The organism is Silvibacterium dinghuense (assembly GCF_004123295.1).
Taxonomy (GTDB): Bacteria; Acidobacteriota; Terriglobia; order Terriglobales; family Acidobacteriaceae; genus Silvibacterium; species Silvibacterium dinghuense.
The window spans coordinates 660,971-681,597 of the sequence record NZ_SDMK01000002.1 but is presented as its reverse complement, the minus strand read 5'-3'; the positions used below and the strand labels follow the sequence as shown (position 1 = coordinate 681,597).

The 20,627-nt window shown below is 60.9% G+C and carries 21 protein-coding genes; 16 read left to right on the top strand and 5 right to left on the bottom strand.

Annotated features, from left to right (window positions below; translation table 11 throughout):
• Nucleotides 1-149 precede the first annotated feature (149 nt).
• Genes ESZ00_RS12055 through ESZ00_RS12040 form a run of 4 tightly spaced genes read left to right on the top strand, consistent with a single transcriptional unit; the run spans nt 150 to nt 3,994 of the window.
• Nucleotides 150-965, top strand: a complete 816-nt coding sequence (locus ESZ00_RS12055; RefSeq protein WP_129208513.1) for a cytochrome C assembly family protein — start codon at nt 150-152, stop codon at nt 963-965.
• The gene (gene hemA, locus ESZ00_RS12050; protein WP_129208512.1) at nt 962-2,281 is read left to right on the top strand and encodes a glutamyl-tRNA reductase; all 1,320 of its coding nucleotides are present in this window, start codon (nt 962-964) and stop codon (nt 2,279-2,281) included. The genes ESZ00_RS12055 and hemA overlap by 4 nt, the downstream gene beginning before the upstream one ends.
• Nucleotides 2,274-3,221: a hydroxymethylbilane synthase gene (gene hemC / locus ESZ00_RS12045; protein ID WP_129208511.1), complete on the top strand. Its 948-nt coding sequence runs from the start codon at nt 2,274-2,276 to the stop codon at nt 3,219-3,221. Before hemA ends, hemC begins: the two co-directional genes overlap by 8 nt.
• Nucleotides 3,218-3,994 carry a uroporphyrinogen-III synthase gene (locus tag ESZ00_RS12040; protein ID WP_129208510.1) on the top strand — a complete coding sequence of 259 codons (777 nt, stop codon included), beginning with the start codon at nt 3,218-3,220 and terminating at the stop codon, nt 3,992-3,994. The genes hemC and ESZ00_RS12040 overlap by 4 nt, the downstream gene beginning before the upstream one ends.
• On the opposite strand, the gene nth is transcribed toward ESZ00_RS12040, so the two are convergent.
• Both nth and ESZ00_RS12030 read right to left on the bottom strand, forming a co-directional pair.
• Nucleotides 3,991-4,749 (bottom strand): endonuclease III, encoded by a 759-nt coding sequence (nth, locus tag ESZ00_RS12035; RefSeq protein ID WP_308419070.1) that lies wholly within the window; start codon nt 4,747-4,749, stop codon nt 3,991-3,993. The two genes, ESZ00_RS12040 and nth, sit on opposite strands and share 4 nt — an antisense overlap.
• A 76-nt stretch (nt 4,750-4,825) precedes the next feature.
• Complete coding sequence (locus ESZ00_RS12030) at nt 4,826-5,578, bottom strand: YceH family protein (RefSeq protein ID WP_308419069.1); 753 nt, start codon at nt 5,576-5,578, stop codon at nt 4,826-4,828.
• An 82-nt stretch (nt 5,579-5,660) separates the two neighbouring features.
• On the opposite strand from ESZ00_RS12030, the gene ESZ00_RS12025 reads away from it, so the two are divergent.
• The 12 genes from ESZ00_RS12025 (at nt 5,661) to ESZ00_RS11970 (ending at nt 18,117) form a co-directional block, all read left to right on the top strand.
• Nucleotides 5,661-6,119, top strand: coding sequence for a hypothetical protein (locus tag ESZ00_RS12025; protein WP_129208508.1), 459 nt, complete (start codon nt 5,661-5,663; stop codon nt 6,117-6,119).
• A gap of 15 nt (nt 6,120-6,134) precedes the next feature.
• The gene (locus tag ESZ00_RS12020) at nt 6,135-6,707 is read left to right on the top strand and encodes an RNA polymerase sigma factor (protein ID WP_164981485.1); all 573 of its coding nucleotides are present in this window, start codon (nt 6,135-6,137) and stop codon (nt 6,705-6,707) included.
• Nucleotides 6,704-7,204 (top strand): hypothetical protein, encoded by a 501-nt coding sequence (locus ESZ00_RS12015; protein WP_129208506.1) that lies wholly within the window; start codon nt 6,704-6,706, stop codon nt 7,202-7,204. Before ESZ00_RS12020 ends, ESZ00_RS12015 begins: the two co-directional genes overlap by 4 nt.
• 75 nt (nt 7,205-7,279) lie before the next feature.
• Nucleotides 7,280-7,918: a DedA family protein gene (locus tag ESZ00_RS12010; protein WP_129208505.1), complete on the top strand. Its 639-nt coding sequence runs from the start codon at nt 7,280-7,282 to the stop codon at nt 7,916-7,918.
• A gap of 451 nt (nt 7,919-8,369) precedes the next feature.
• The gene (locus ESZ00_RS12005) at nt 8,370-9,692 is read left to right on the top strand and encodes an inositol-3-phosphate synthase (protein ID WP_129208504.1); all 1,323 of its coding nucleotides are present in this window, start codon (nt 8,370-8,372) and stop codon (nt 9,690-9,692) included.
• A 127-nt stretch (nt 9,693-9,819) separates the two neighbouring features.
• Nucleotides 9,820-10,815 carry a hopanoid-associated sugar epimerase gene (hpnA, locus tag ESZ00_RS12000; protein ID WP_129208503.1) on the top strand — a complete coding sequence of 332 codons (996 nt, stop codon included), beginning with the start codon at nt 9,820-9,822 and terminating at the stop codon, nt 10,813-10,815.
• The gene (locus ESZ00_RS11995) at nt 10,812-11,486 is read left to right on the top strand and encodes a phosphorylase family protein (protein ID WP_129208502.1); all 675 of its coding nucleotides are present in this window, start codon (nt 10,812-10,814) and stop codon (nt 11,484-11,486) included. Before hpnA ends, ESZ00_RS11995 begins: the two co-directional genes overlap by 4 nt.
• 14 nt (nt 11,487-11,500) lie before the next feature.
• Nucleotides 11,501-12,613: a zinc-dependent dehydrogenase gene (locus ESZ00_RS11990; protein ID WP_129208501.1), complete on the top strand. Its 1,113-nt coding sequence runs from the start codon at nt 11,501-11,503 to the stop codon at nt 12,611-12,613.
• 79 nt (nt 12,614-12,692) lie between these two features.
• Nucleotides 12,693-13,739, top strand: coding sequence for an alcohol dehydrogenase catalytic domain-containing protein (locus ESZ00_RS11985; RefSeq protein ID WP_164981484.1), 1,047 nt, complete (start codon nt 12,693-12,695; stop codon nt 13,737-13,739).
• 89 nt (nt 13,740-13,828) lie between these two features.
• On the top strand, nt 13,829-14,773 hold the full coding sequence (locus ESZ00_RS11980) for a phytoene/squalene synthase family protein (protein WP_129208499.1): 945 nt from the start codon (nt 13,829-13,831) through the stop codon (nt 14,771-14,773).
• On the top strand, nt 14,773-16,182 hold the full coding sequence (gene hpnE / locus ESZ00_RS11975; protein WP_129208498.1) for a hydroxysqualene dehydroxylase HpnE: 1,410 nt from the start codon (nt 14,773-14,775) through the stop codon (nt 16,180-16,182). The genes ESZ00_RS11980 and hpnE overlap by 1 nt, the downstream gene beginning before the upstream one ends.
• Before the next feature lie 72 nt (nt 16,183-16,254).
• Nucleotides 16,255-18,117, top strand: a complete 1,863-nt coding sequence (locus ESZ00_RS11970; RefSeq protein WP_129208497.1) for a glycoside hydrolase family 15 protein — start codon at nt 16,255-16,257, stop codon at nt 18,115-18,117.
• A 6-nt stretch (nt 18,118-18,123) separates the two neighbouring features.
• On the opposite strand, the gene ESZ00_RS11965 is transcribed toward ESZ00_RS11970, so the two are convergent.
• The 3 genes from ESZ00_RS11965 to hpnJ form a co-directional block, all read right to left on the bottom strand.
• Nucleotides 18,124-18,513, bottom strand: a complete 390-nt coding sequence (locus tag ESZ00_RS11965; RefSeq protein ID WP_308419068.1) for an EamA family transporter — start codon at nt 18,511-18,513, stop codon at nt 18,124-18,126.
• Nucleotides 18,510-18,971 carry an EamA family transporter gene (locus ESZ00_RS11960; protein ID WP_229741218.1) on the bottom strand — a complete coding sequence of 154 codons (462 nt, stop codon included), beginning with the start codon at nt 18,969-18,971 and terminating at the stop codon, nt 18,510-18,512. Before ESZ00_RS11960 ends, ESZ00_RS11965 begins: the two co-directional genes overlap by 4 nt.
• Nucleotides 18,972-19,056: 85 nt before the next feature.
• Nucleotides 19,057-20,535, bottom strand: coding sequence for a hopanoid biosynthesis associated radical SAM protein HpnJ (gene hpnJ / locus ESZ00_RS11955; RefSeq protein ID WP_129208496.1), 1,479 nt, complete (start codon nt 20,533-20,535; stop codon nt 19,057-19,059).
• Between the last annotated feature and the right edge of the window lie 92 nt (nt 20,536-20,627).

Genomic DNA, 20,627 nt, shown 5'->3' with positions numbered 1-20,627 from the left:
GCGTATACTGAAGAATACGCAAGTGGTTACTGCGTGTTTCATAAATGGGCTAAAGGCTTCGATGGACGATTTGAGGCTCGCTCTGATTGCGGGCCTCACCCTCGGCTTCGATGGGCTTTGGGGTATATGAAACACGCTCTAGGAGAGATATGTTCCTGTTCTGGCTCCGGGTGGCGGCAGTACTCTACGGCTGCGCCTCGGTGTCGGCATTTGCGGCCGTGCTCGGCAATCGCGAGCGCTGGCGGCGGGCGTGCCTGCCGCTGGCCGGGGCGGCGTGGTTTGCGCAGCTGGTTTCAACGGCGGAGCGGCTGGTGCTGGCGCATCGCTGGTTGCCGGTTGGCATGCACGAGGTGCAGTCCATGCTGGCACTGCTCATCGCGACAGTCTTTTTGGCCATCGCCCTGTTCTACCGCACGCTGTCTTTCGGCATCTTCGCGCTGCCGCTGGCTTTTTTGCTGACAGTGGTGCCGGCTCTTGGGCCGGATAGCCACACCTTTGCCTCGCCGATGATCCGCAGCGGCTGGCTGTTTCTGCATATCTCTGCTTTGCTGCTGGCCTATGCGGCGCTGCTCTTCAGCCTTATAGCCAGCAGTTTGTACCTGCTGCAGGAGCGCAGGCTCAAGAGCCGGAAATCACCGGCGTTCCTGAGCTGGCTGCCGCCGCTCGAAACCATGGACCAGATTGCACAGAAGACGCTGGTGCTGGGCTTCCATGGCATGACGATTGGGTTGCTGGCCGGCTCGTTGCTCGCGCAGGAGAGTGTAGGCGCGGCCTATTTTGCCGATCCTAAAGTCGTGCTCTCGTTCGTCATGTGGGCGCTGTACACCGTGATGTTGTTCATCCGGCGCAGCCGCGGTCTGCGCGGACGACGGGCGGTGTATCTCTCGTCGGTCGTATTTCTTGTGATGCTTAGCGTATGGGCTGCGAATCTATTAAGTACGGTCCACAGGTTTAGCGCCCCATGAAACTCCTGCTCACAGGTTTGAATCATAAAACGGCCCCGGTAGAGCTGCGCGAGCAGCTGGCCGTAGCGCCTGACCGGCTGGGCAGTGAGACTGCTGCGCTGCTGGAGCATGAGGGTGTACGCGAGGCGATGATTGTCTCTACCTGCAACCGCGTGGAGATGCTGGTGGCCTATGACGGGCCGGAGCCGGAGCTGGCAGAGTTTCTCCATGCACGGTATGCCGTAGAGCCTGCGCAGCTGATGCCGCATCTCTATGAATATCGTGAGACAGAGGCTGCAAGACACCTCTTCCGCGTGGCTGCGAGCCTCGACTCCATGGTGGTGGGTGAGCCGCAGATCCTGGGCCAGGTGAAAGAAGCTTATGCCGTCGCTCGGGAGGTGGGTGCGGTAGGTGGCAACCTGGAGCGTCTGCTGCAGGGAGCCTTTGCTGCTGCCAAGAAAGTGAGGACCGAGACACAGATCGGCTCGTCCTCGGTGTCGATTGCTTCTGTGGGCGTGGACCTAGTGCGTAAGATCTTCGGCTCGCTGAAGGGCAAGCGCGTATTGCTGGTCGGCGCAGGCAAGATGAGCGAGCTGGCAGCGCGGCATCTGCTCCAGCAGGGCGCGGGTTCGCTGATTATCTCGAACCGGACGCAGGAGCGCGCGGTGCGGCTGGCGCAGAAGTTCGAGGCGCATGTGATCCGCTTCGATGACATCTATGCACGGGCGCATGAAGCGGACATTCTGATTACTTCGACCGGGGCGCCGGATTTTCTCTTCCGCCCGCATCATGCTCAGCAGTTTCTGCAGAAGCGCAAAAACCGCCCGATGGTACTCATCGATATCGCGGTGCCGCGCGACATCGATCCGGAAATCAATCGCATCGATGGCGCGTTTCTCTATGACATCGATGACCTGCAACAGGTAGCGGCGAGTAATCTCGTGGATCGTGGCCGCGAGGCGCAGCGGGCGGAGAGCCTGCTGGAGCAGGAAGTGGAGCGCTATCGCGTCCGTGTGGAGACGCTGGATGTGGTACCGACGCTTCGCGAGCTTCAGGGCTACGCGGAGCAGGTGCGGCAGGGCGAGTTGCGAAGGGCGCAATCACGGCTGCAGGCGTTGACGCCGGACCAGATGGCGGCGGTAGAAGCAGTGACGCGCGGGCTGGTGAACAAATTCCTGCATCATCCGCTGCAGGCGCTGAAGAGCGCGGCTCGGGATGGCGATGCGGCAGCCATCGATGCAATCCGCGCGGCCTTTCATCTCGGGCCAACCATCGACCCGGCAGACTCGGCGCCCTCTCTGCGCGAGCAGCTGGCGCGGCTGGAGGATCATGACTGAAGACGTGCAGAATGCAGAGCCGCTGCGCATCGGATCGCGCGGATCGCAGCTGGCGCTGTGGCAGGCTAATCACATTGCCGATAAACTGAGAGCGCAGGGATACGGCGTCGAAATTGAGATTATCCGCACCACGGGTGACGCGCTGCAGAATGTCAGCTTCAAGCAGGTGGGCACGAAAGGCATGTTCACGAAGGAGATTGAAGAGGCGCTGCTCGAGAAGCGCATCGATCTTGCCGTGCACAGCCTGAAAGATCTGCCGACGACATTGGATGAGCCGTTCACACTGGCCGCGATTCCACCCCGGGTCGATCCCCACGACGCGTTTGTGTCCGTGCATTACGAGACCTTTGCCTCCTTGCCCCAAGGTGCGCGCGTGGGGACGAGCAGTGTCCGGCGGCAAGCGCAGCTCAAGGTGCAGCGGCGCGACCTGGAATATGTCGAGTTCCGCGGCAACGTGGACACGCGCCTTCGCAAACTCGCCGAGGGGCAGGTGGATGCGATCATCCTCGCCGCCGCGGGTCTTGAGCGGCTGGAGCGCACCGAGCATTTACGCGAGCAATTTCCGGCATTGATCGTGTGCCCGGCAGCGGGGCAGGGTGCGCTGGCGGTTGAGACCCGGGCCGGAGATGCGACAACTCTTGCCGCGCTCGCGTTTTTAGACGATGAGGCAACGCGTTTTTCTGTGACGGCTGAGCGTGAAGCACTTGCGGCGCTGGGTGGAGGTTGCCAGGTGCCGATTGGTATCTATTGCCAGCCTGTTGGTGATGGGTACAGCATTCTGGGGGTGGTCGCGGCACCGGATGGCGCGAGCCTGGTCCGTGCCGAACTCGAATGCCAGAAAGAAGAACGGCCTGAGGTGCTGGGACGTAGGCTGGTGGAGAAGCTGCTGGCCGCGGGTGCCCGGGATATTCTCTCTTTGCTGACCTCCGTGCAGCCATGAACCTGCCGCTCATGGGCCGGCGGGTGCTGGTGACACGGGCTGCGCATCAGGCGAGCCGGTTATCGGCGAGGCTGGCCGAGTTGGGTGCCGAGGTTATCGAGATCCCGTCCATCGCGCTGGACCCCCCTGAGTCCTTTGCGTCTCTCGATAGCGCAGTGCATCATCTGTCACAGTATTCGTTACTTATTCTAACCAGCGCGAATGCGGTGGCGCCGCTGCTTGCGCGGATGCAGTTCGCACAGCTTTCTGTCGATGTACTGGCTCTGCTGCGAGTGGCCGCGGTGGGCTCCGCGACAGCTAAGGCATTGCGTGAGGCTGGGGTACGTGTGGATGTGGTGCCCGATGCGTACGTCGCGGAATCGCTCTTAACCGCGCTGGGCCGTGAAATGGCCGGACAGCATGTCTTATTGGTGCGGGCGGCGGTAGCGCGGGATGTCATCCCCGAGGGGCTGCGCGCATTGGGCGCCAACGTCACCGTGGCCGAGGCTTACCGGACGGTCGTGCCGGAGGCTTCGATCGAAAAGGTCAGAGCACTGTTTACAGAAAAAGAGCGCATTCCCGACGCGGCAACGTTCACAAGCTCATCGGCGGTTACAAATTTTCACAACCTGCTCGAGAGGGCTGGTCTTGCGCGGCCCGCAGGGCTGCAGGCTGTGTCCATCGGCCCGGTGACCAGCGCAACCTTGCGCACAGCAGCCTGGGAGCCTGCAGCGGAGGCCGATCCGCATGATCTCGATGGGTTGATCGAAGCGGTGACGCGGCTATTTCGCTAGCGCAGCTTGGCTGTGTCCACGCTGGACCAGGTTTTATCCGATGCGTGGCAGAGATCTTCGAGTGTGCAGTCGACACAGCGCGGTTTGCGCGCGATGCAGACCTGCCGTCCATGATGAATGATCTCGTGGGAATACTGAATCCAGCGGTTGTGCGGGATGATCTTCATCAGATCCTGCTCGACCTTCTTGGGCTCGGTGGCCTGTGTAAGGCCGAGGCGGCGCGAGATACGCAGAACATGCGTATCGACGACGATGCCTTCCGCGAGGCCATAGGCAACGCCGAGGACCACGCTCGCTGTTTTGCGTGCAGCGCCGGGCACGGTGATGAGCTCGGCGAGGGTGCGCGGGACCTTGCCGCCGAAATCATGCGAGATGCGTCGTGCTGCGCCGGCGATGGACTTTGCCTTGTTGCGATAGAAGCCTGTGGAGCGGATTTCTTCCTCGATGGCGGGCAGCGAGGCCTCGGCCATGGCCTGCGGAGTGGGATATTTGCGGAAGAGCTCCGGGGTAACCATGTTCACGCGTGCGTCAGTGCACTGCGCCGAGAGAATCGTCGCAACCAGCAGCTCCCACGCATTGCGGTGATGCAGCGCGCATTCGGCATTCGGATAGGCGGCGGCGAGGCGGCGGAGGATCTCATCGATTCGCTCAGGCGCGAGGTCGGTCTGGGCCAGGCGTTTTGGCGAGGCTTTTGTTTTCGCAGCGGTGACTGGCGCGGAGGCGGCTGGAGTGGCCTTCTTTGCAGAGCTTTTCACCGGTTTCTTTTGAGCGGTCTTCTTGATTGCCATGGCGAGGATGTCTGTAACGGTAGTTTGTCTGATTAGGAAATGGCTACTCCGGGTTGCCGCCGGTCTCTTTGGCATCAGCTTCGATGCCGAAGAGGGTTTCAAGTCGGGCAAGCCGTTCACGGGTTTCGCGGAGTTCCGTGTGCAGGTTCGCAACTTCGGCCTCGAGCGCGGCGATGCGATCCGGTGCGGCGGTGGTATGCGTTGCCGGTGCTGCCGCGGGTTCGCGTAGAGGGAATGCTGGTGTTCCGGCGAGCGTGTGCGCGTAGCGGGCTTCCTTTTCTCCGGGCTGGCGGGGCAGCAATGTGACCAGCGGCGCATGTTCGCGGCGCTGGATGGAGTCTTCCTCGGAGGGCTGACGGCCCATGCGTTCAAGCGTAGAGGTGACGGCGCCGATGTCGTCGAAGGTGTAGAGGCGGTCGGCGCGGCTGCGTAGCTCGCCGGGCGTCTGTGGGCCGCGGAGCAGCAGCAGGCAGAGAACCGCAATTTCGGGACGTTTGAGGTCCAGCAGGTTGCGGGCCTGATGCTCGTATTTGGTAACGCGGGCATCATGCGCGCGGCGCACAAGCGACAACTCTTCGAGGCGCGACAGGGCGCGCTCGACGGCGATCTCATCGAGCTGCATCACCGGATCGCGGCTCGATTTCTGATTGCAGGCATTGAGCAGCGCGTTGAGCGAGAGGGGGTAGTACTCGGGGGTGGTGATCTCTTTTTCGATCAGGGAGCCGAGGACGCGGAGTTCGTTGGGTTCGAGCAGGATGGCCATGGGCGTCGTGATCAGGATAGCTGCTTGCGGCAAAAAAGTTTGAAACAGGGTGTTAACCGTTGAGGCGGGTGATCCGTTGTAAGGAGTAAGAGCTGTTTCGCTCAGGAGAGTTTTGATGGACGGAAATTGGGTAGGGATCGCTTTTTTTGCTGCTGTGGTCTGGATAGCCTGGATCGTATTTTCTTCTGTTCGCCGTTACAAGGTGGCGCGGTTGCAGAGCGAGGTGCAGGCAAGCCTGCTGCAGCGTATCGACTCGAGCCAGAGCCTGATCGCTTATGCGGAAACCCCCGCCGGGCGGCAGTTTGTGGATAGCCTGACAGTCGAGCGGGAACAACGGACTCCGTACACCCGTATTCTCAACAGCGTGCAGGCAGGCATTGTCCTCACGTGCTTCGGACTGGCCATGCTGTGGCTGCGTTCGAGGATTCCTTTCTCCGCGGAGGGCTTTACCGTGTTTGGAACGCTGGCCGTAGGTCTAGGTGTCGGTTTCGGAGTTTCCGGTGCGGCCTCCTACATCCTGTCGCGCTCCTTCGGATTGCTGGAGCAAGGTCCGGATACGGTTCGCAGAGGGTAAAGGGTACGGATGACAGTGGCGGAGACATATTCGCAGTCTGCTGCTGTGCCGGGCAGCGGCGCACGGGCGATCGAGGAGGAGGCATTTGCCGTTCTCTATGAGCGCACGGCGCGTCCGCTTTGGGCCTATCTCCTGCGCATCTCGGGACGGCGCGAAGTCGCCGATGACCTTGTGCAGGAGACCTTCTGCCGCTTTCTCATGCGTCGCAGTGACGGAAAAACGATGGATGAGGCCGAAACCCGGCGCTATCTCTTCCGCATTGCGACCAATCTGATGCATGATCTCTGGCGACAGAAGAGTCGCGGCTCTCACGATTTTGAGGAAGAATTAGAGGACGGCGATGCAAGCCTCGACAGAGTTGCAGAAGCCGGTCCGGAGCGAGAGTTGCAGCTCGATCTGCAGCGGGCGATGGCGGCGATGAAGCCGCGCGAGCGGCAGCTCCTGTGGCTGGCTTATGTGGAAGGCATGGACCATGCGGAGATTGCAGCTGTGACCGGCCTGAACCGGCTGAGCGTGCGGATGCTGCTTTTCCGGGCGCGCAAGCGGGCAGCGGAGATGCTGGAGCCGGAGAGAAGGGAGCGCGTATGAAAATCCGCGAATGTGGACGTGAGAGCGAGGTGTTGCGCGCGGTGCGTACAGGCGGGCTTGAAGCCCAGCCCGCGCTGCAGGCGCATGTGGATACGTGCGTGGATTGCGCCCGGACGGTGAAGCTGGCGGCAGCATTTCGACAGGATGCTGCGCAGTTGGTGGGGGTTGCGACGGTTCCGGATGTGGCGCGGGTCTGGCGCCGGGCCGAGCAGCGCAGGAAGGAAATGGCGCTGGCGCGGGCGGCGACGATCTTCCGGGTACTGCGGGTGGCAGGTGTAATTTACGGGCTGGCCGTGGCGATGTGGCTGTTGCATGTACTGCCCGCATGGATGGGGTCGGGAATGGCGACTGTTTCGACCTCGGAGTTGATCCCGGTTCATGCACCGCACCTGGAACCCTCAATGCTCGGATACATGCTGGGAGGGCTGGCCGCGGTGGTGGCCTGCGTAGGGAGCGGTTTATGGATGGCTTTGCGTGAGGATGCAGCTCTGCAGTAGCCCAGGTGCAGCCTCTGTCCGTATGGGAATCGCGCATGGCGGAAGCGTAAAGACAATCACGTATACTGCCCACGAATGACAGAGAAAATTCTCGCGCTTTTAGCCCACTTCATCATTGCTACAATTTCCACTTCCGGGTATGCCGGAGTAGGGCTGCTGATGGGGATTGAGTCGGCCTGCGTGCCGCTGCCCTCCGAGATCATCATGCCGTTTGCCGGCTACCTGGTGCACATGGGTACGCTCACACTGCTGGGCGTGGCGACGGCCGGAGCCATCGGCTGCAACCTCGGTTCCGCGATTGCCTACTGGATCGGTGCTATCGGTGGTCGGCCGTTCATCGCCAAATATGGGCGTTTTGTATTGCTCGATCACCGCGACCTCGACCGCGCGGAGCACTTCTTCTCGAAATATGGCTCGATCACGGTCTTTGTGGGCCGCCTGCTTCCTGTGATTCGTACCTTCATTGCGTTGCCGGCGGGTATCGCGCGGATGCCGCAGCTTCGCTTCCATATCTATACCTTTCTGGGCTCCTGGCCATGGTGCTTTGCGCTGGCGTATGTGGGCATGAAGCTGGGGCAGGCTTGGGAGACGAATCCCGCATTCAAGACGGCGTTTCATCGCTTTCACACCGCGGTAGTGGTCGTGCTGCTGGCAGGCATCGTCTGGTTTGTCTGGACGCACTGGAAGGATCGGGTGCGCCCGCAGGACGCATAATCCAGTACCGGCTGAATCAACTCCTCCTCCGATAAAACTGTCATCTCGACCGTAGCGAGACGGCTTCATCGTCTCGCAAAGTGGAGAGACCTGCGGTTCTCGCCGCTCGCGCGAGAGGATTCTTCTGCGCCGAGTGAACTGCAGGTCCCTCCACTTCGGTCGGGATGACATTTTTTGTTTAGGGTTTGTGGACTTGAAGCGGGAGTTGAAGGCCCTGATTCTGGTACTCTAAACGCGGCCGCGAGAGGTGACAAAAACTCGCGGCCCAAGGCTTAAGCGCTTACGCGTATCGGCCTCAAATTTATGAAAATGCAGGACATATCGCTCCTGCTGCCATTGGCCCCGCGAATCTCGCGACTGGGTCATTTCGTGTTGGAGATTTCCTCTCTAGCGGGTGAAACTGACGTGTTTGGTGCGCCAGACAAATCAGTGAGAGGAAAATCTGCAAGCGATGTCTACACCCCAGGCTGAGACGATTCAGCCAGCAAACGGAAAACTTGGAGTCATGGTAGTCGGAATGGGCTCCGTGGCGACCACGCTGATTGCCGGCGTGGAGGCGGTGCGCAAAGGACTGGCCGAGCCGATCGGGTCGCTGACCCAGATGGGTACGATCCGGCTGGGCAAGCGGACGGACAACCGTACGCCGCTCATCAAGGACTTTGTGCCGCTGGCCTCGCTCGACGATATCGAGTTTGCCGGCTGGGAGATCTTTCCCGAAGACATGTACGAGGCGGCGAGCCATGCCGCGGTGCTCGACAAGGACCATCTGCGGACGATCAAGCCCTTCCTCGAGAGCATCAAGCCGATGCCGGCGGTCTTCGATCAGCATTACGTGAAGCGGCTGAACGGAACGCACGTGAAGACGGGCAAGAGCAAGTGCGATCTGGCGCAGCAGGTGCGCGCCGACATCCAGGCCTTCCGCCAGAAGGTTGATCGTGTGGTGATGATCTGGACCGGTTCGACGGAGATCTTCATGGAGCCGACGGCGGTGCACCAGACGATCGCTTCCTTCGAGAAGGGCCTCGTCGACAACGATCCCGGAATTGCACCTTCGCAGATCTATGCTTACGCGGCTCTTAAGGAAGGCATTCCGTTTGCGAACGGCGCGCCGAATCTTACGGTGGACCTGCCGTGCATGATCGAGCTCTCGCGCCAGACAGGTGCCCCGATCTGCGGCAAGGACTTCAAGACCGGGCAGACCTTCATCAAGACGGTACTGGCACCGGCCTTCAAGTCGCGCATGCTGGGACTGAGCGGCTGGTACTCGACGAACATCCTCGGCAATCGTGATGGCGAGGTGCTCGACGATCCGGAGTCCTTCAAGACGAAGGAAGAATCGAAGCTCGGCGTGCTCGATTACATCCTGCAGCCGGAGCTACACCCGGCGCTCTACAAGGACATCTACCACAAGGTCCGCATCAACTATTACCCGCCGCGTGGGGACAACAAAGAGGGCTGGGACAACATCGATATCTTCGGTTGGCTTGGTTATCCGATGCAGATCAAGGTCGATTTCCTGTGCCGGGACTCAATCCTCGCCGCACCGTTGGCGCTCGACCTAGTGCTCTTCCTCGATCTCGCGCAGCGTACGCCGGGGCTGAAGCATCGCGGCATCCAGGAGTGGCTGAGCTTCTACTTCAAGTCGCCGCAGACGGCCGAAGGTCTCTACCCGGAGCACGATCTGTTCATTCAGCAGATGAAGCTGAAGAATACTCTGCGTCATATTCAGGGTGAGCAGCTGATCACGCATCTGGGCCTGGAATACTACGACTAACCGTAGTGCTGGAAACCAGCGGTAATAACGGCTGCGAGCGATCGCAGCCGTTATTCTTTGCGTGCCAGGGCGGCGTATTGGGGGTTGCGGCTTTCCCACGCAGGTTTCCCGTAGAATGAGCCTCGGGATGAAAGTCTTTCTCACTGGAGCAACGGGGTTTGTCGGCGCGCATGTGGCGAAGTCGCTTGCAGAGCAGGGCGCGGAGCTGCGCCTGCTGGTGCGCCCTACCAGCAAGCTGAGCAATCTCGAAGGAGTGCCCGCGGAGACAGTGGTCGGCGATCTGCTGCAGCCCGAAGGGTTGCGCTCATCCATGCGCGGCTGCGATGTCCTGATGCACGTGGCGGCGGATTACCGTCTCTGGGTCCGTGAGCCGGAGACGATGTACGCCTCGAATGTGGAGGGGACGCGGGCATTGCTGCGCATTGCGCACGAAGAGGGTGTCCGTCGCGTCGTATGTACATCGAGTGTGGCAACAATGGGCTTCAAGGAAGATGGCACGATCGTGGATGAGACGACGCCGGTCTCGCTTGCGGATATGGTCGGCCACTATAAGCGGTCGAAATTTCTCGGCGAGCAGGTGGCCATCGAGGCTGCGCGCGCCGGGCAGCCGGTGATGATCCTGAACCCGACGACGCCGATCGGGCCGCAGGACATCAAGCCGACGCCGACCGGGCGCATCATCGTCGATTTTCTGAATAAGAAGTTTCCGGCCTATGTCGATACCGGGCTGAACCTTGTCGATGTGCGTGAAGTGGCTCGAGCACACGTGGCTGCGCTCGAAAAGGGACGGCCGGGCGAGCGGTACATCCTCGGCGGCGAGAACCTCACGCTCAAACAGATTCTGGACAAAATGTCGGCGATCACCGGGCTGCCGTCGCCGACGATGAAGGTGCCGCACAACGTGGCGATGGCCTTTGCGTTCTTCGACGAAACGTGGACAGGGAAGATGCGCGGTAAGGAACCGCGGGCAACGGTAGAGGCGGTGCGGATGGGGAAAAAGAAAATGTTCGCCTCCTCGGCGAAAGCGCAGCGCGAGCTCGGCTTCCGGGTGATCCCGGTCTACGAAGCACTGCGGGCGGCAATCGACTGGTTTCGCGCGCACGGGTACGCGCCCTCGGCATGAGCGCCCGGGTTGCGATCATCGCGGCGATTGCCGGTGAGCTGACGCCGCTGGTCAAGGGCTGGAAGAAGACCGGCAAGGACGAGTGGACAGGCCGTCTGGGTGAGAACGCATGCGTGGCCGTAGCCGGAGGCATGGGCGCGGCAGCGGCGAATCGCGCCGTGAACGCAGTGCGCGGCAGTTTCGAGCCGGAGGTGCTGGTCTCCTATGGCTGGGCTGGAGCGCTGAGCTGCGGGTTGAAACCGGGGCAAGCGAGTGGGATCACGGAAGTCGTCCATTTGGCTTCGGGCAAGCGGTTCGAGACGCAGAACCCCGAAGGCACACGGCTGCTGACGCTGAACTACGTTGCTCGGGCGGCGGACAAGCGCAGGCTGGCGGAACAAAACCGTGCCGTTCTCGTAGATATGGAAGCGGCTGCAGTGGCGCGGCTGGCGAAGGAATACCGGCTGGATTTTTATTGCTACAAGGGTGTCTCCGACGGGTATCTCGATGATCTGCCGGACTTTGGCCGCTTTATCTCGAACCAGGGCACGTTGCGCATGGCTCCGTTTTTACAGTTTGTCGCCGTGCGGCCCTGGTACTGGCGTTCGCTGGCGAAGCTCGGCGGCAACAGCCGCAAGGCGGCGGCGGAGCTGGCGGAGCTGACCCGCGAATCCTTACGCCAGTCTTTATAATCAAAGGGATAACCATGGCTACAGCTTCTGCAGTAACGAATGAAGTCGCTGGCGGCGCGATTCCTAAGACGATGCGCGCGGCCGTCTATCGCGGTGTGAACGAGGTGCGCGTCGAGACGGTTCCGGTACCGGAGATTGGCAAGGGCGAAATCCTGATCCGGGTGGCGGCGTGCGGCATCTGTGGCACGGACCTCAAGAAGATCCACACCGGGTCGCACTCGGCACCGCGCATCTTCGGACACGAGACAGCAGGCACCGTGGTCGCGGTTGGCGAAGGCGTGACGAAGTTCTCCATCGGCGACCGTGTGATGGCCTTTCACCATATCCCATGCGGTCACTGCTATTACTGCCGGAAGAAGACCTTCGCACAGTGCGCGGTGTACAAGAAGGTCGGCATCACGGCGGGCTTTGAGCCCTCGGGCGGCGGTTTCGCCGAGTATGCGCGAGTGATGGACTGGATCGTCGAAGGCGGTGTCATTCGCATTCCCGACGGCGTGCCCTTCGAGCAGGCTGCCTTCGTGGAGCCGGTGAACACCTGCTACAAGGCGATCAAGAACCTGGCGCTTGAGCCGGATGAGACGGTGCTGGTCATCGGCCAGGGGCCCATCGGCATTCTGCTGGCCGCGCTTGCGGCGCGCACCGGCGCAAAGGTGCTGACGGCGGACCTCTACGCGGAGCGCCACGCAGTCGCGGCGGCCTATGGATTGAAGCACCCGATCCTCTCCGGCGAGACGGACATGGTGGCTGCGGCGCGCGAGGCCAGCGAAGGCCGTGGTGCCGATGCGGTGATTCTTGCCGTCGGTGTGGATGCGCTCATCAAGACGGCCATGGATGCGGCCAGACCCGGTGGCCGGGTGCTGCTCTTTGCGCAGACCCAGCACGGTGAAGCAGCAGTTGATCCGGCGGCAATCTGCATGGATGAGAAGTTTTTGATCGGCTCGTACAGCGCATCGGTCGAGATTCAGGACGAGGGCGCGCAGCTGGTTTTCGACGGCTATGCGAATGGATTCGATCTGACGAGGCTGATCTCGCATCGCTATTCGATTGAGCAGGCGGTGGAGGCGATCGATGTGGCCTCGCATCCGACAGCGCAGTCCATGAAGATCTTCATCAACCCCGGTAGATAGGCTCGCAGAGACGAGCACGGCAAAGGCCGGTTTGAGAGAATAAACAGGGAAGAGACGTACCAGGAAAATGGGTCAGAAAATGACAGCGGCGGTCCTCTACGGGCGGGAGGATCTGCGGATCGAACGGCTGCCCATCCCGAAGGCCGGAGCCGGCGAGCTTGTCGTGAAGGTGCATGCGGCGCTCACCTGCGGAACCGATCTGAAGGTATATCGGCGGGGCTACCATGCGCGCATGCTCAAGCCGCCGATCCCGTTTGGCCATGAGCTGGCAGGAACAGTGTACGAAGTAGGAGAAGGAGTGACGGCCTTCCGCGAGGGGGATCGCGTCGTGGCGTTGAACTCAGCGCCCTGTGATGTCTGTTACTTCTGCAGGAAGGATCAGCAGAACCTCTGCGACGATCTGCTCTTCAATAACGGAGCGTATGCGGAGTACATTCGCATCCCCGCGCGCATCGTCGAGAAGAACACGTTACTGGTGCCTGAGGAGCTGCTTTTTGAGCATGCAGCGCTGACTGAACCACTGGCCTGCGTGGTGCGCGGCCTCGAGGAAAGCCAGGCGCAACCTGGTGATCTGATGGTAGTGATCGGTGCGGGGCCGATCGGGCTGATGTTCATGCAGGCCGCGCAGATCGCAGGCGTGCGCGTGGTCGCCGTGGTGAAGCATGACGCCCAGGTGGATGCGGCGAAGACCTTTGGCGCGGAGTGGGTTGTGCAGACGACCAAGGTAGAAGACCCGATTGCGGCAGTGCGCGCGCTGACGCCGGATCATCGTGGCGTGGATATCGCAATCGAAGCTGTGGCTGTTCCCGAGACCTGGCAGTGGGCCGTGGATATGGTGCGCAAGGGTGGACTGGTGAATTTCTTCGGAGGTCCGGCTTCCGGCACCAAGGTGGAACTGGACACGAACCGGCTGCATTACAACGACATCACGCTGAAGGCCACCTTCCATCACACGCCGGGCACGGTGCGCCGCGCCTTCGATATGATCCGCAACGGGCAGTTCAAGAGCCGGGAGACAATTACCGGCCGCGCTCCTCTGGCAGAGCTGGATGCGGTGCTGCAGAGCTATCTGAAGCGTTCGCGCCAGGACGGGCTGGGCGACATTAAAACGGCGATTATTCCGTAAGGCTCACGGCTGATGACTTCGCAGATCAATTCCAAGACGAATGGGCTGGACAACCACTGCGCGCCTTCGGTGCCGGGTGTGGCCACCGCGTGAGCTCGAATACTTCTCCGATCATCCAGGAGGCCTATCGCACGTGCCGCGAGATTGCGCGGCGTGAGGCGAAGAACTTCTATTACTCCTTCCTCGCTCTTCCCGAAGTGAAACGCAATGCCATCTGCGCGGTTTATGCTTTCATGCGCCACGCCGATGATATCTCCGATGACGAGCGTGTACCCCTATCCGAACGGCGCCGGACGATGGAAGACTGGCTGGCGGCCTGGCATGCGGCGGCGCAGGGCGGTGCCACTGCCGATCCCGTCTTCATCGCGCTGCGTGATGCGCAGGCGCGGTTTGCCATCCCTCATGAGCTGCTCGATCAGCTGGTGGAGGGCGTGACGATGGATCTGCGCCGGGATGTGCTGGCTGTGAGCGATATTGCCGCGATGCCGCTCGAAACATACGAGCGCTTCGACGAGCTTTACCGCTACTGCTACCTTGTCGCGTCGGTGGTGGGATTGGTCTGTATCCGCATCTTCGGTTATCACGATCCCCGCGCGGAGAAGCTGGCTGAAGAGACAGGTATCGCCTTCCAAATCACGAATATCCTGCGGGATGTGAAAGAAGATGTCGAGCGGCGGCGGGTATACCTTCCGCTCGAAGACCTGCGTGCGCACGGGGTGGAGCTCGATGCCCTCACGGCGCTGGCCGATCATGGCGGTGTTCCGGATGAGCGCGTGCGGAACCTGCTGGCCTTTGAGGCAAATCGTGCTGAACACTATTACAAATCCGGACAGGCGTTATTGCCGTTCATCTCGGCCGATGCCCGGCCGGCGCTGTGGGTGCTGATCCGCATCTATTACCAGCTGTTGCGCGAGATCGAGCGGAAGCGGTATGACGTGTTCACGGCGCGGGTACAGGTTTCGACGGCGAAGAAGCTGGGCTACCTGGCTCTAGGCATTCTGCGGACATTGGTGGTGCGACTGAAAGGCATCTGATGCTCCCCTTGGCGCGACAGCGGAGCGTGACGGTGGTGGGCGGAGGTGTCTCCGGGATCGCCGCAGCCTGCGCGCTGGCGGATCGGGGCTATCGCGTGCAACTGCTGGAGCAGCGGCCTTATCTCGGCGGCCGAGCCTGTTCCTATGAGCATCCGGGGACAGGTGAGGTCATCGACAACTGCCAGCACATCCTGCTGGGTTGCTGTACAAATCTCATCGATCTCTATCGCAGACTTGGCGTGGAAGATCAGATTTACTGGTCGAGCGCGATCACCTTCCTTGAGCCTGGTGGACGGCGGAGCGTGTTTGAGCCCTCATCGATGCCGGCTCCGCTCCATACTTCCGCCTCATTTCTGAAAGCGAAGTGTTTTTCGACCGCGGATAAGGTGACGATTGCCGCGGGAATTCGTGCCTTTCTCTTTCAGACACCGGTGGATTCAGAAGAGAACTTCGCACAGTGGCTTGAAAAACATCATCAGACCGAGCAGGTGATCCGACGCTTCTGGCATCCGGTGCTGGCATGCGCGCTCAATGAGGAGCCCGAGTTCATCTCGGTGAAATACGCGGCCAGGTTCTTTCGCCAGGCCTTCCTCTTCTCCGCGGAGGGCGGAAAAATGGGCATACCCATGCTGCCGCTGAGCGAATTGTATGGGCGCGCGCAGCAGTATATGGAAGAGCGCGGCGGCAAGGTGCATCTGCATACCAGCGTGGAAAGCTTTGAGCCGGTGGGCGAACAGTGGCGGGTGCGTAGTGAGGAAGGCCAGGTCTTTCACGGCGACAGTGTGATCCTGGCGTTGCCGTTCGAGGCGCTGGACCGGTTGATTCTTGAGTTGCCGCGCAACGACGCAAGCCGCCAGTTGAGCTTCGACCTTGGGAGCTTTTCGCATTCGCCGATCACCAGCGTGCACCTGTGGTTCGATCGCGAGATCACAGACCTGACCCATGCCGCGCTGCTTGATACGACGACTCAGTGGTTGTTTCATAAGTCGAAGCTGCAGCCGGGACATGCGAACGGTGGCCGCAGTTACGTAGAGCTGGTCATCAGCGCGTCGAAGGCGCTGATGACGATGCCGCGGACTGAGGTGATCGATCTGGCGAGGAGGGAACTGGAGCTGTTCTTTCCCGAGGTTGCGGAGGCCGTACTGGTGAAGGCGACGGTAACCAAGGAAATGCGTGCGACCTATAGCATCCGGCCGATGCTGGACCGGGTGCGGCCGGGTGCGATGAGCCCTTGGAAAAACATCTACCTGGCAGGGGACTGGACGGCGACGGGCTGGCCCTCGACGATGGAAAGCGGCGTGCGCAGCGGTTATCTCGCTGCCGAGGCACTGGCCAGGGAAAACCAGGATACGGCGAGCTTTCTGGTTCCGGACCTTGCGCCGACCGGTTGGATGCGGCTGCTGGCCTGAACTTTATTACTTAGGCGGGAATGATCCGGCCTATCAACCTTTTTGGCCTATCTGGCACTCTAACCATGCGAGATGCCAGAGCTTAAGTCAGAACCAGCCTTCCAGCCCATCGAAAATTACGGCGTGATCGGAAATATGCGGTCGATTGCGCTGGTGAGCGTCGAAGGGAGCATTGACTTTCTATGCTTCCCGGATTTCGATTCCCCGAGTGTCTTTGCCGCTCTGCTGGATGCCGAAGACGGTGGCTGCCTGAAAGTGGCTCCCGTCATGCAGGAGATGCGCGTCAAGCAGATGTATCTGCCGGATACGAATATTCTGCTCACCCGCTTTCTTTCTGAAGATGGCGTAGCCGAGCTGACCGACTTCATGCCGGTGGTGAAAGACTCCACACAGCCCAGCTATGGGCATCACATCCTGCGCATGCTGCGCGTGGTAAAGGGCAGCGTGTCCTTTGAAATGCGATGTGCGCCGCGCTTCAACTATGCCCGTACTGCGCACGAGGTGCGCAGGGAGCAGAGCGCCATCTGTTTTATTCCGCAGGATACATCCTGTCCCTGCATGGCTTTGCACGCAACCTTCCCCATGGATATCGAGCAAGGAGATGCTGTTTCCCGCTTCACGCTGCGTGCCGGCGAGACGGCCATGCTCGCTTTCGGTGAGGTGGATGAGGAAGAGAAGGCCGGCTATGCAGAGCTGGATAAAGCGAATGTTGAGCAGCACTTTGAGGAGACGGCGCGCTATTGGCGGGGTTGGATTTCCAGGTCGAACTATAAAGGCCGCTGGCGGGAGATGGTGAACCGCTCGGCACTGACGCTGAAGCTGCTCTGCAGCCAGGAGCATGGATCGCTGATCGCAGCGGCAACCTTCGGTCTGCCGGAACGCGTGGGAGGCGAGCGCAACTGGGACTACCGCTATACGTGGCTGCGGGATTCTTCGTTTTCTCTCTACGCGTTCATGCGGCTGGGCTTTGTCGAAGAAGCACGGGCCTTCACGCACTGGTTGCGGGAGCGGGTGCACGAGGATGCCGAACACGGGCCGCTGCAGGTGATGTACCGGCCGGATGGTGGCCAGGAAATCGAAGAAGAGATCCTGGAGACGCTGCATGGGTACAAGGACTCGCGGCCGGTGCGGATCGGCAATGCAGCCTACAGCCAGCTGCAGCTCGATATCTATGGCGAGTTGATGGACGCGGTCTATCTTGCCAATAAGTATGGGGACTCGGCCTCCTACGATGGCTGGCATGGCCTGAAGCGCATCCTGGAGTGGCTGGAGCAGAACTGGAAGCGCCCGGACGAAGGTATCTGGGAGGTGCGCGGCGGCGCGAAGGAGTTCCTGCACTCACGGCTGATGTGCTGGGTCGCGTTCGATCGCATGATCCGGCTGGCGGAGAAGCGCTCGCTGGCCGGGCCGCTGGAAAAGTGGCGGCAGACTCGCGATGAAATCTACGAGGACATTTTTACCAACTTCTGGAGCGAGAAGCTGCAGTCGTTTGTGCAGTACAAGGGTGCGGAGACGGTGGATGCTTCCGTGCTGTTGATGCCATTGATGCGCTTCATCAGCCCTTCAGATAGCCGCTGGCTCTCGACCTTGAAGGCCATCGAAGAGCGGCTGACGGAAGATGCGCTGGTGTATCGCTACAACAATCTATCCTCGCCCGTCGATGGCCTGAGCGGCTCCGAAGGCAGTTTCACCGCCTGCTCGTTCTGGTTTGTCGAGAGTCTGGCGCGCTCGCACCAGCTCGAAAAAGCGCAGCTTTTGTTCGAGAAGATGCTGGGCTATGCGAATCACCTTGGGCTGTATGCGGAGCAACTGGGCTCGAGCGGCGAACACCTGGGGAACTTTCCTCAGGCCTTCACGCACCTGGCATTGATCAGCGCGGCGACTTATCTTGACAGGGCTTTGAACGATGGGCACACGCCTGGCGCGTGGCGCTGAGCATTTCTAGCGAGTGATCAGCGCGACACCCGCGCAAACAAGGACAGCGGCAATCCAGCGGCGGCGGTCGACTGCTTCCTTGAGAAAGAACTTTGCAGCGACGGCGTTAGTCACAAAGGTGAGCGATGCCGTCGCCGGCGCAATCAGGCTCAGGTCCGCATTGCTGAGAGCAAAGAGCAACGAAAAGAAGCTCAGCGCCATGAATGTGACACCGGTGACAAACCTGGTGCTGCCGAGCACGGCGCGAATGGCGCCGAAGATGCCGCTGCGGGCGCGGATTTCATCAAGATCGCCGATGGAACGCATGGCGGAAGCAATCATCACGTCGCCGACGGTGGCAGTTACCACGACGGCACCGATCATGAGAGCGTCCTTGGCCGCATGCTGAACGATCACGAGGCACGCTCCTGCGGGGCCAGAGCGGCAGAGTCGGAGTTAGCCTGCTCAGCACCCGGCTTTTCCATTTCCGTATAGGAGGGCCCCTGCGCCACGAAGCCTACGGCCATGGTGATGAGTAGAATGCCGAGCCAGCGGGATGCGGAGATCTGCTCATGGCGCCAGAACCTTGCCAGCAGGGCGACGATCACATTGCCGATCGAGGTCGCGGGCAGGACGTAGGTGAGGTCGGCCCACGAAAGCGACGCGAGATAGGACGCGAAGAAGCCGATGAGCAGTGCGATGCCGAGGAATACCTGGGGTACTGCGAGAGCGTGAATCAGCGTAGAGAGGTGGTGCAGGGAAACCGGGCCCACCTGCTTCATGCCGACGCTGAGCAGGGTATCCCCGAGCGGCGCCGTAACGGCGACGACGGCCAGCACCAGGTAGCGCGGCAATGTCATGGTGGATTTGGTCATCAGAGGGTTCCGGAATACTTATTCGACGCTCGAAAAGCAGAAACGGCCAGCTTATTTGCTGGCCGTCTCTGTGTGGCTTGGTGGTTTATGCGCCTGCCTTGGCCGGAGTTGTGCTTTCGGAACCCTGATTTGCCTTGGCAGCCTTCACCACGCGATTGCGCTGCGCACGGAGCTTGAGGAACGACTTCGACTCGGCGTAGAGACGCTTGAGATCGCGGTTGATGATGGCCTTTGAAACGACGCGCCATGCCGCCTTGGGACGGAAGTAGTACTCGTCGTAGAAGCGGTGCACCATCTCGAGCACATATTCCTTGGGCAGACCAGGGTATTCGATGTGCGCGAGCTGGTGACCTTCCTCATCGACCATCTTGCCGTCGTTGATGATGAAGCCGTTTTCCTTGGCGAAATCGTGGAACTCGGTGCCCGGGTAGGCGTGTGCGATCGAGACCTGGATGGTTTCAACGTCCAGGCTCTTGGCGAAGTTGATGGTGTTACGGATCGACTCCTTGGTCTCGCCAGGCAGGCCGAGGATGAAGTCGCCGTGGATGGTCAGGCCGAGGTCGTGGCAGTCCTTGGTGAACTCGCGTGCGCGCTCGACGGTGGCACCCTTCTTGATGTTCTTGAGGATCTGCGGGTCGCCGGACTCGTAGCCGACGATCAGCAGGCGGCAGCCGGCTTCACGCATGGCCTTCAGCGTGTCGCGGTCGGTAGTGACGCGCGAGGTGCAGGACCAGGTGAGGCCGAGCGGCTTCAGCTTTGCGCAGAGTTCGATGGTGCGCGCCTTCTGGATGTTGAAGGTGTCGTCGTCGAAGAAGTACTCCTTCACATGCGGGAAGAGCTTCTTGGCGTGCGCCATTTCGGCCGCCACATCGTCTGTAGACCGCTTGCGCCAGGCGTGGCCCGAGAGCGTCTGCGGCCAGAGGCAGAAGGTGCACTGCGCCGGGCAGCCGCGCGTCGAGTAGAGCGAGACGTAGGGGTGCAGCAGGAACGGGACGTTGTACTTGGTGACGTCCATGTCGCGGTTGTAGATGTCGGTGACCCAGGGCATCGCGTCGAGGTCTTCGACCTGCGGGCGGTCCGGATTGTGGACGATCTGGCCATCCTTGCGATAGCTGATGCCGAGGATCTCGTCGAGCGGCTTGCCGTTGGCAAACTCAACGGTCGAGAAATCAAATTCGCGGCGGCAGACGAAATCGATGACCGAGCACTCGTTCAAGGCGCGATCGGGTGAGGTGGTGACCGGCGGTCCGACAAAGGCGATGCGGATGGTCGGATTGGCGCGCTTGATGGCTTCGGCCAGCTTCTGATCGCCCGTCCAGCCCGGGGTGCTGGTGAAGAGCACCAGGAATTCAAAGCTCTTCGCCATCTCGATGGTCTCTTCTGCGGAGACGTGATGCGGCGGGGCGTCGAGAAGCTTGGAACCCTCGAGCATGCCGGCAGGGTACGCCAGCCATACCGGATACCAGTAGGACTCGATCTCGCGGGTGGCAGGCCAACGGGAGCTTGCGCCACCGTCGAAGTTCTCGAAGGATGGAGGATTCAGAAACAGTGTTTTCAGAGGCATGGCAATCTCACCCATTTTACCATCCGCGCGTGACAGCACGGCTAAGTTGTAGAAACGAAAATTGTTGAGTGTGGCTGGGGCTGGCGTTCGGG

Excerpts from the sequence above, each read along its gene's own strand:
- ESZ00_RS12015 (WP_129208506.1), top strand. The coding sequence starts at position 6,704 with ATGAAAATCCGCGAATGTGGACGTGAGAGCGAGGTGTTGCGCGCGGTG.
- ESZ00_RS12025 (WP_129208508.1), top strand. The coding sequence starts at position 5,661 with ATGGACGGAAATTGGGTAGGGATCGCTTTTTTTGCTGCTGTGGTCTGG.
- ESZ00_RS11985 (WP_164981484.1), top strand. The coding sequence starts at position 12,693 with ATGACAGCGGCGGTCCTCTACGGGCGGGAGGATCTGCGGATCGAACGG.
- ESZ00_RS11995 (WP_129208502.1), top strand. The coding sequence starts at position 10,812 with ATGAGCGCCCGGGTTGCGATCATCGCGGCGATTGCCGGTGAGCTGACG.
- hpnE (WP_129208498.1), top strand. The coding sequence starts at position 14,773 with ATGCTCCCCTTGGCGCGACAGCGGAGCGTGACGGTGGTGGGCGGAGGT.
- ESZ00_RS12055 (WP_129208513.1), top strand. The coding sequence starts at position 150 with ATGTTCCTGTTCTGGCTCCGGGTGGCGGCAGTACTCTACGGCTGCGCC.
- ESZ00_RS11960 (WP_229741218.1), bottom strand. The coding sequence starts at position 18,971 with ATGACCAAATCCACCATGACATTGCCGCGCTACCTGGTGCTGGCCGTC.
- ESZ00_RS12040 (WP_129208510.1), top strand. The coding sequence starts at position 3,218 with ATGAACCTGCCGCTCATGGGCCGGCGGGTGCTGGTGACACGGGCTGCG.
- ESZ00_RS12010 (WP_129208505.1), top strand. The coding sequence starts at position 7,280 with ATGACAGAGAAAATTCTCGCGCTTTTAGCCCACTTCATCATTGCTACA.
- hpnA (WP_129208503.1), top strand. The coding sequence starts at position 9,820 with ATGAAAGTCTTTCTCACTGGAGCAACGGGGTTTGTCGGCGCGCATGTG.
- ESZ00_RS11990 (WP_129208501.1), top strand. The coding sequence starts at position 11,501 with ATGGCTACAGCTTCTGCAGTAACGAATGAAGTCGCTGGCGGCGCGATT.
- hemA (WP_129208512.1), top strand. The coding sequence starts at position 962 with ATGAAACTCCTGCTCACAGGTTTGAATCATAAAACGGCCCCGGTAGAG.
- hemC (WP_129208511.1), top strand. The coding sequence starts at position 2,274 with ATGACTGAAGACGTGCAGAATGCAGAGCCGCTGCGCATCGGATCGCGC.
- ESZ00_RS11970 (WP_129208497.1), top strand. The coding sequence starts at position 16,255 with ATGCCAGAGCTTAAGTCAGAACCAGCCTTCCAGCCCATCGAAAATTAC.
- ESZ00_RS12005 (WP_129208504.1), top strand. The coding sequence starts at position 8,370 with ATGTCTACACCCCAGGCTGAGACGATTCAGCCAGCAAACGGAAAACTT.
- hpnJ (WP_129208496.1), bottom strand. The coding sequence starts at position 20,535 with ATGCCTCTGAAAACACTGTTTCTGAATCCTCCATCCTTCGAGAACTTC.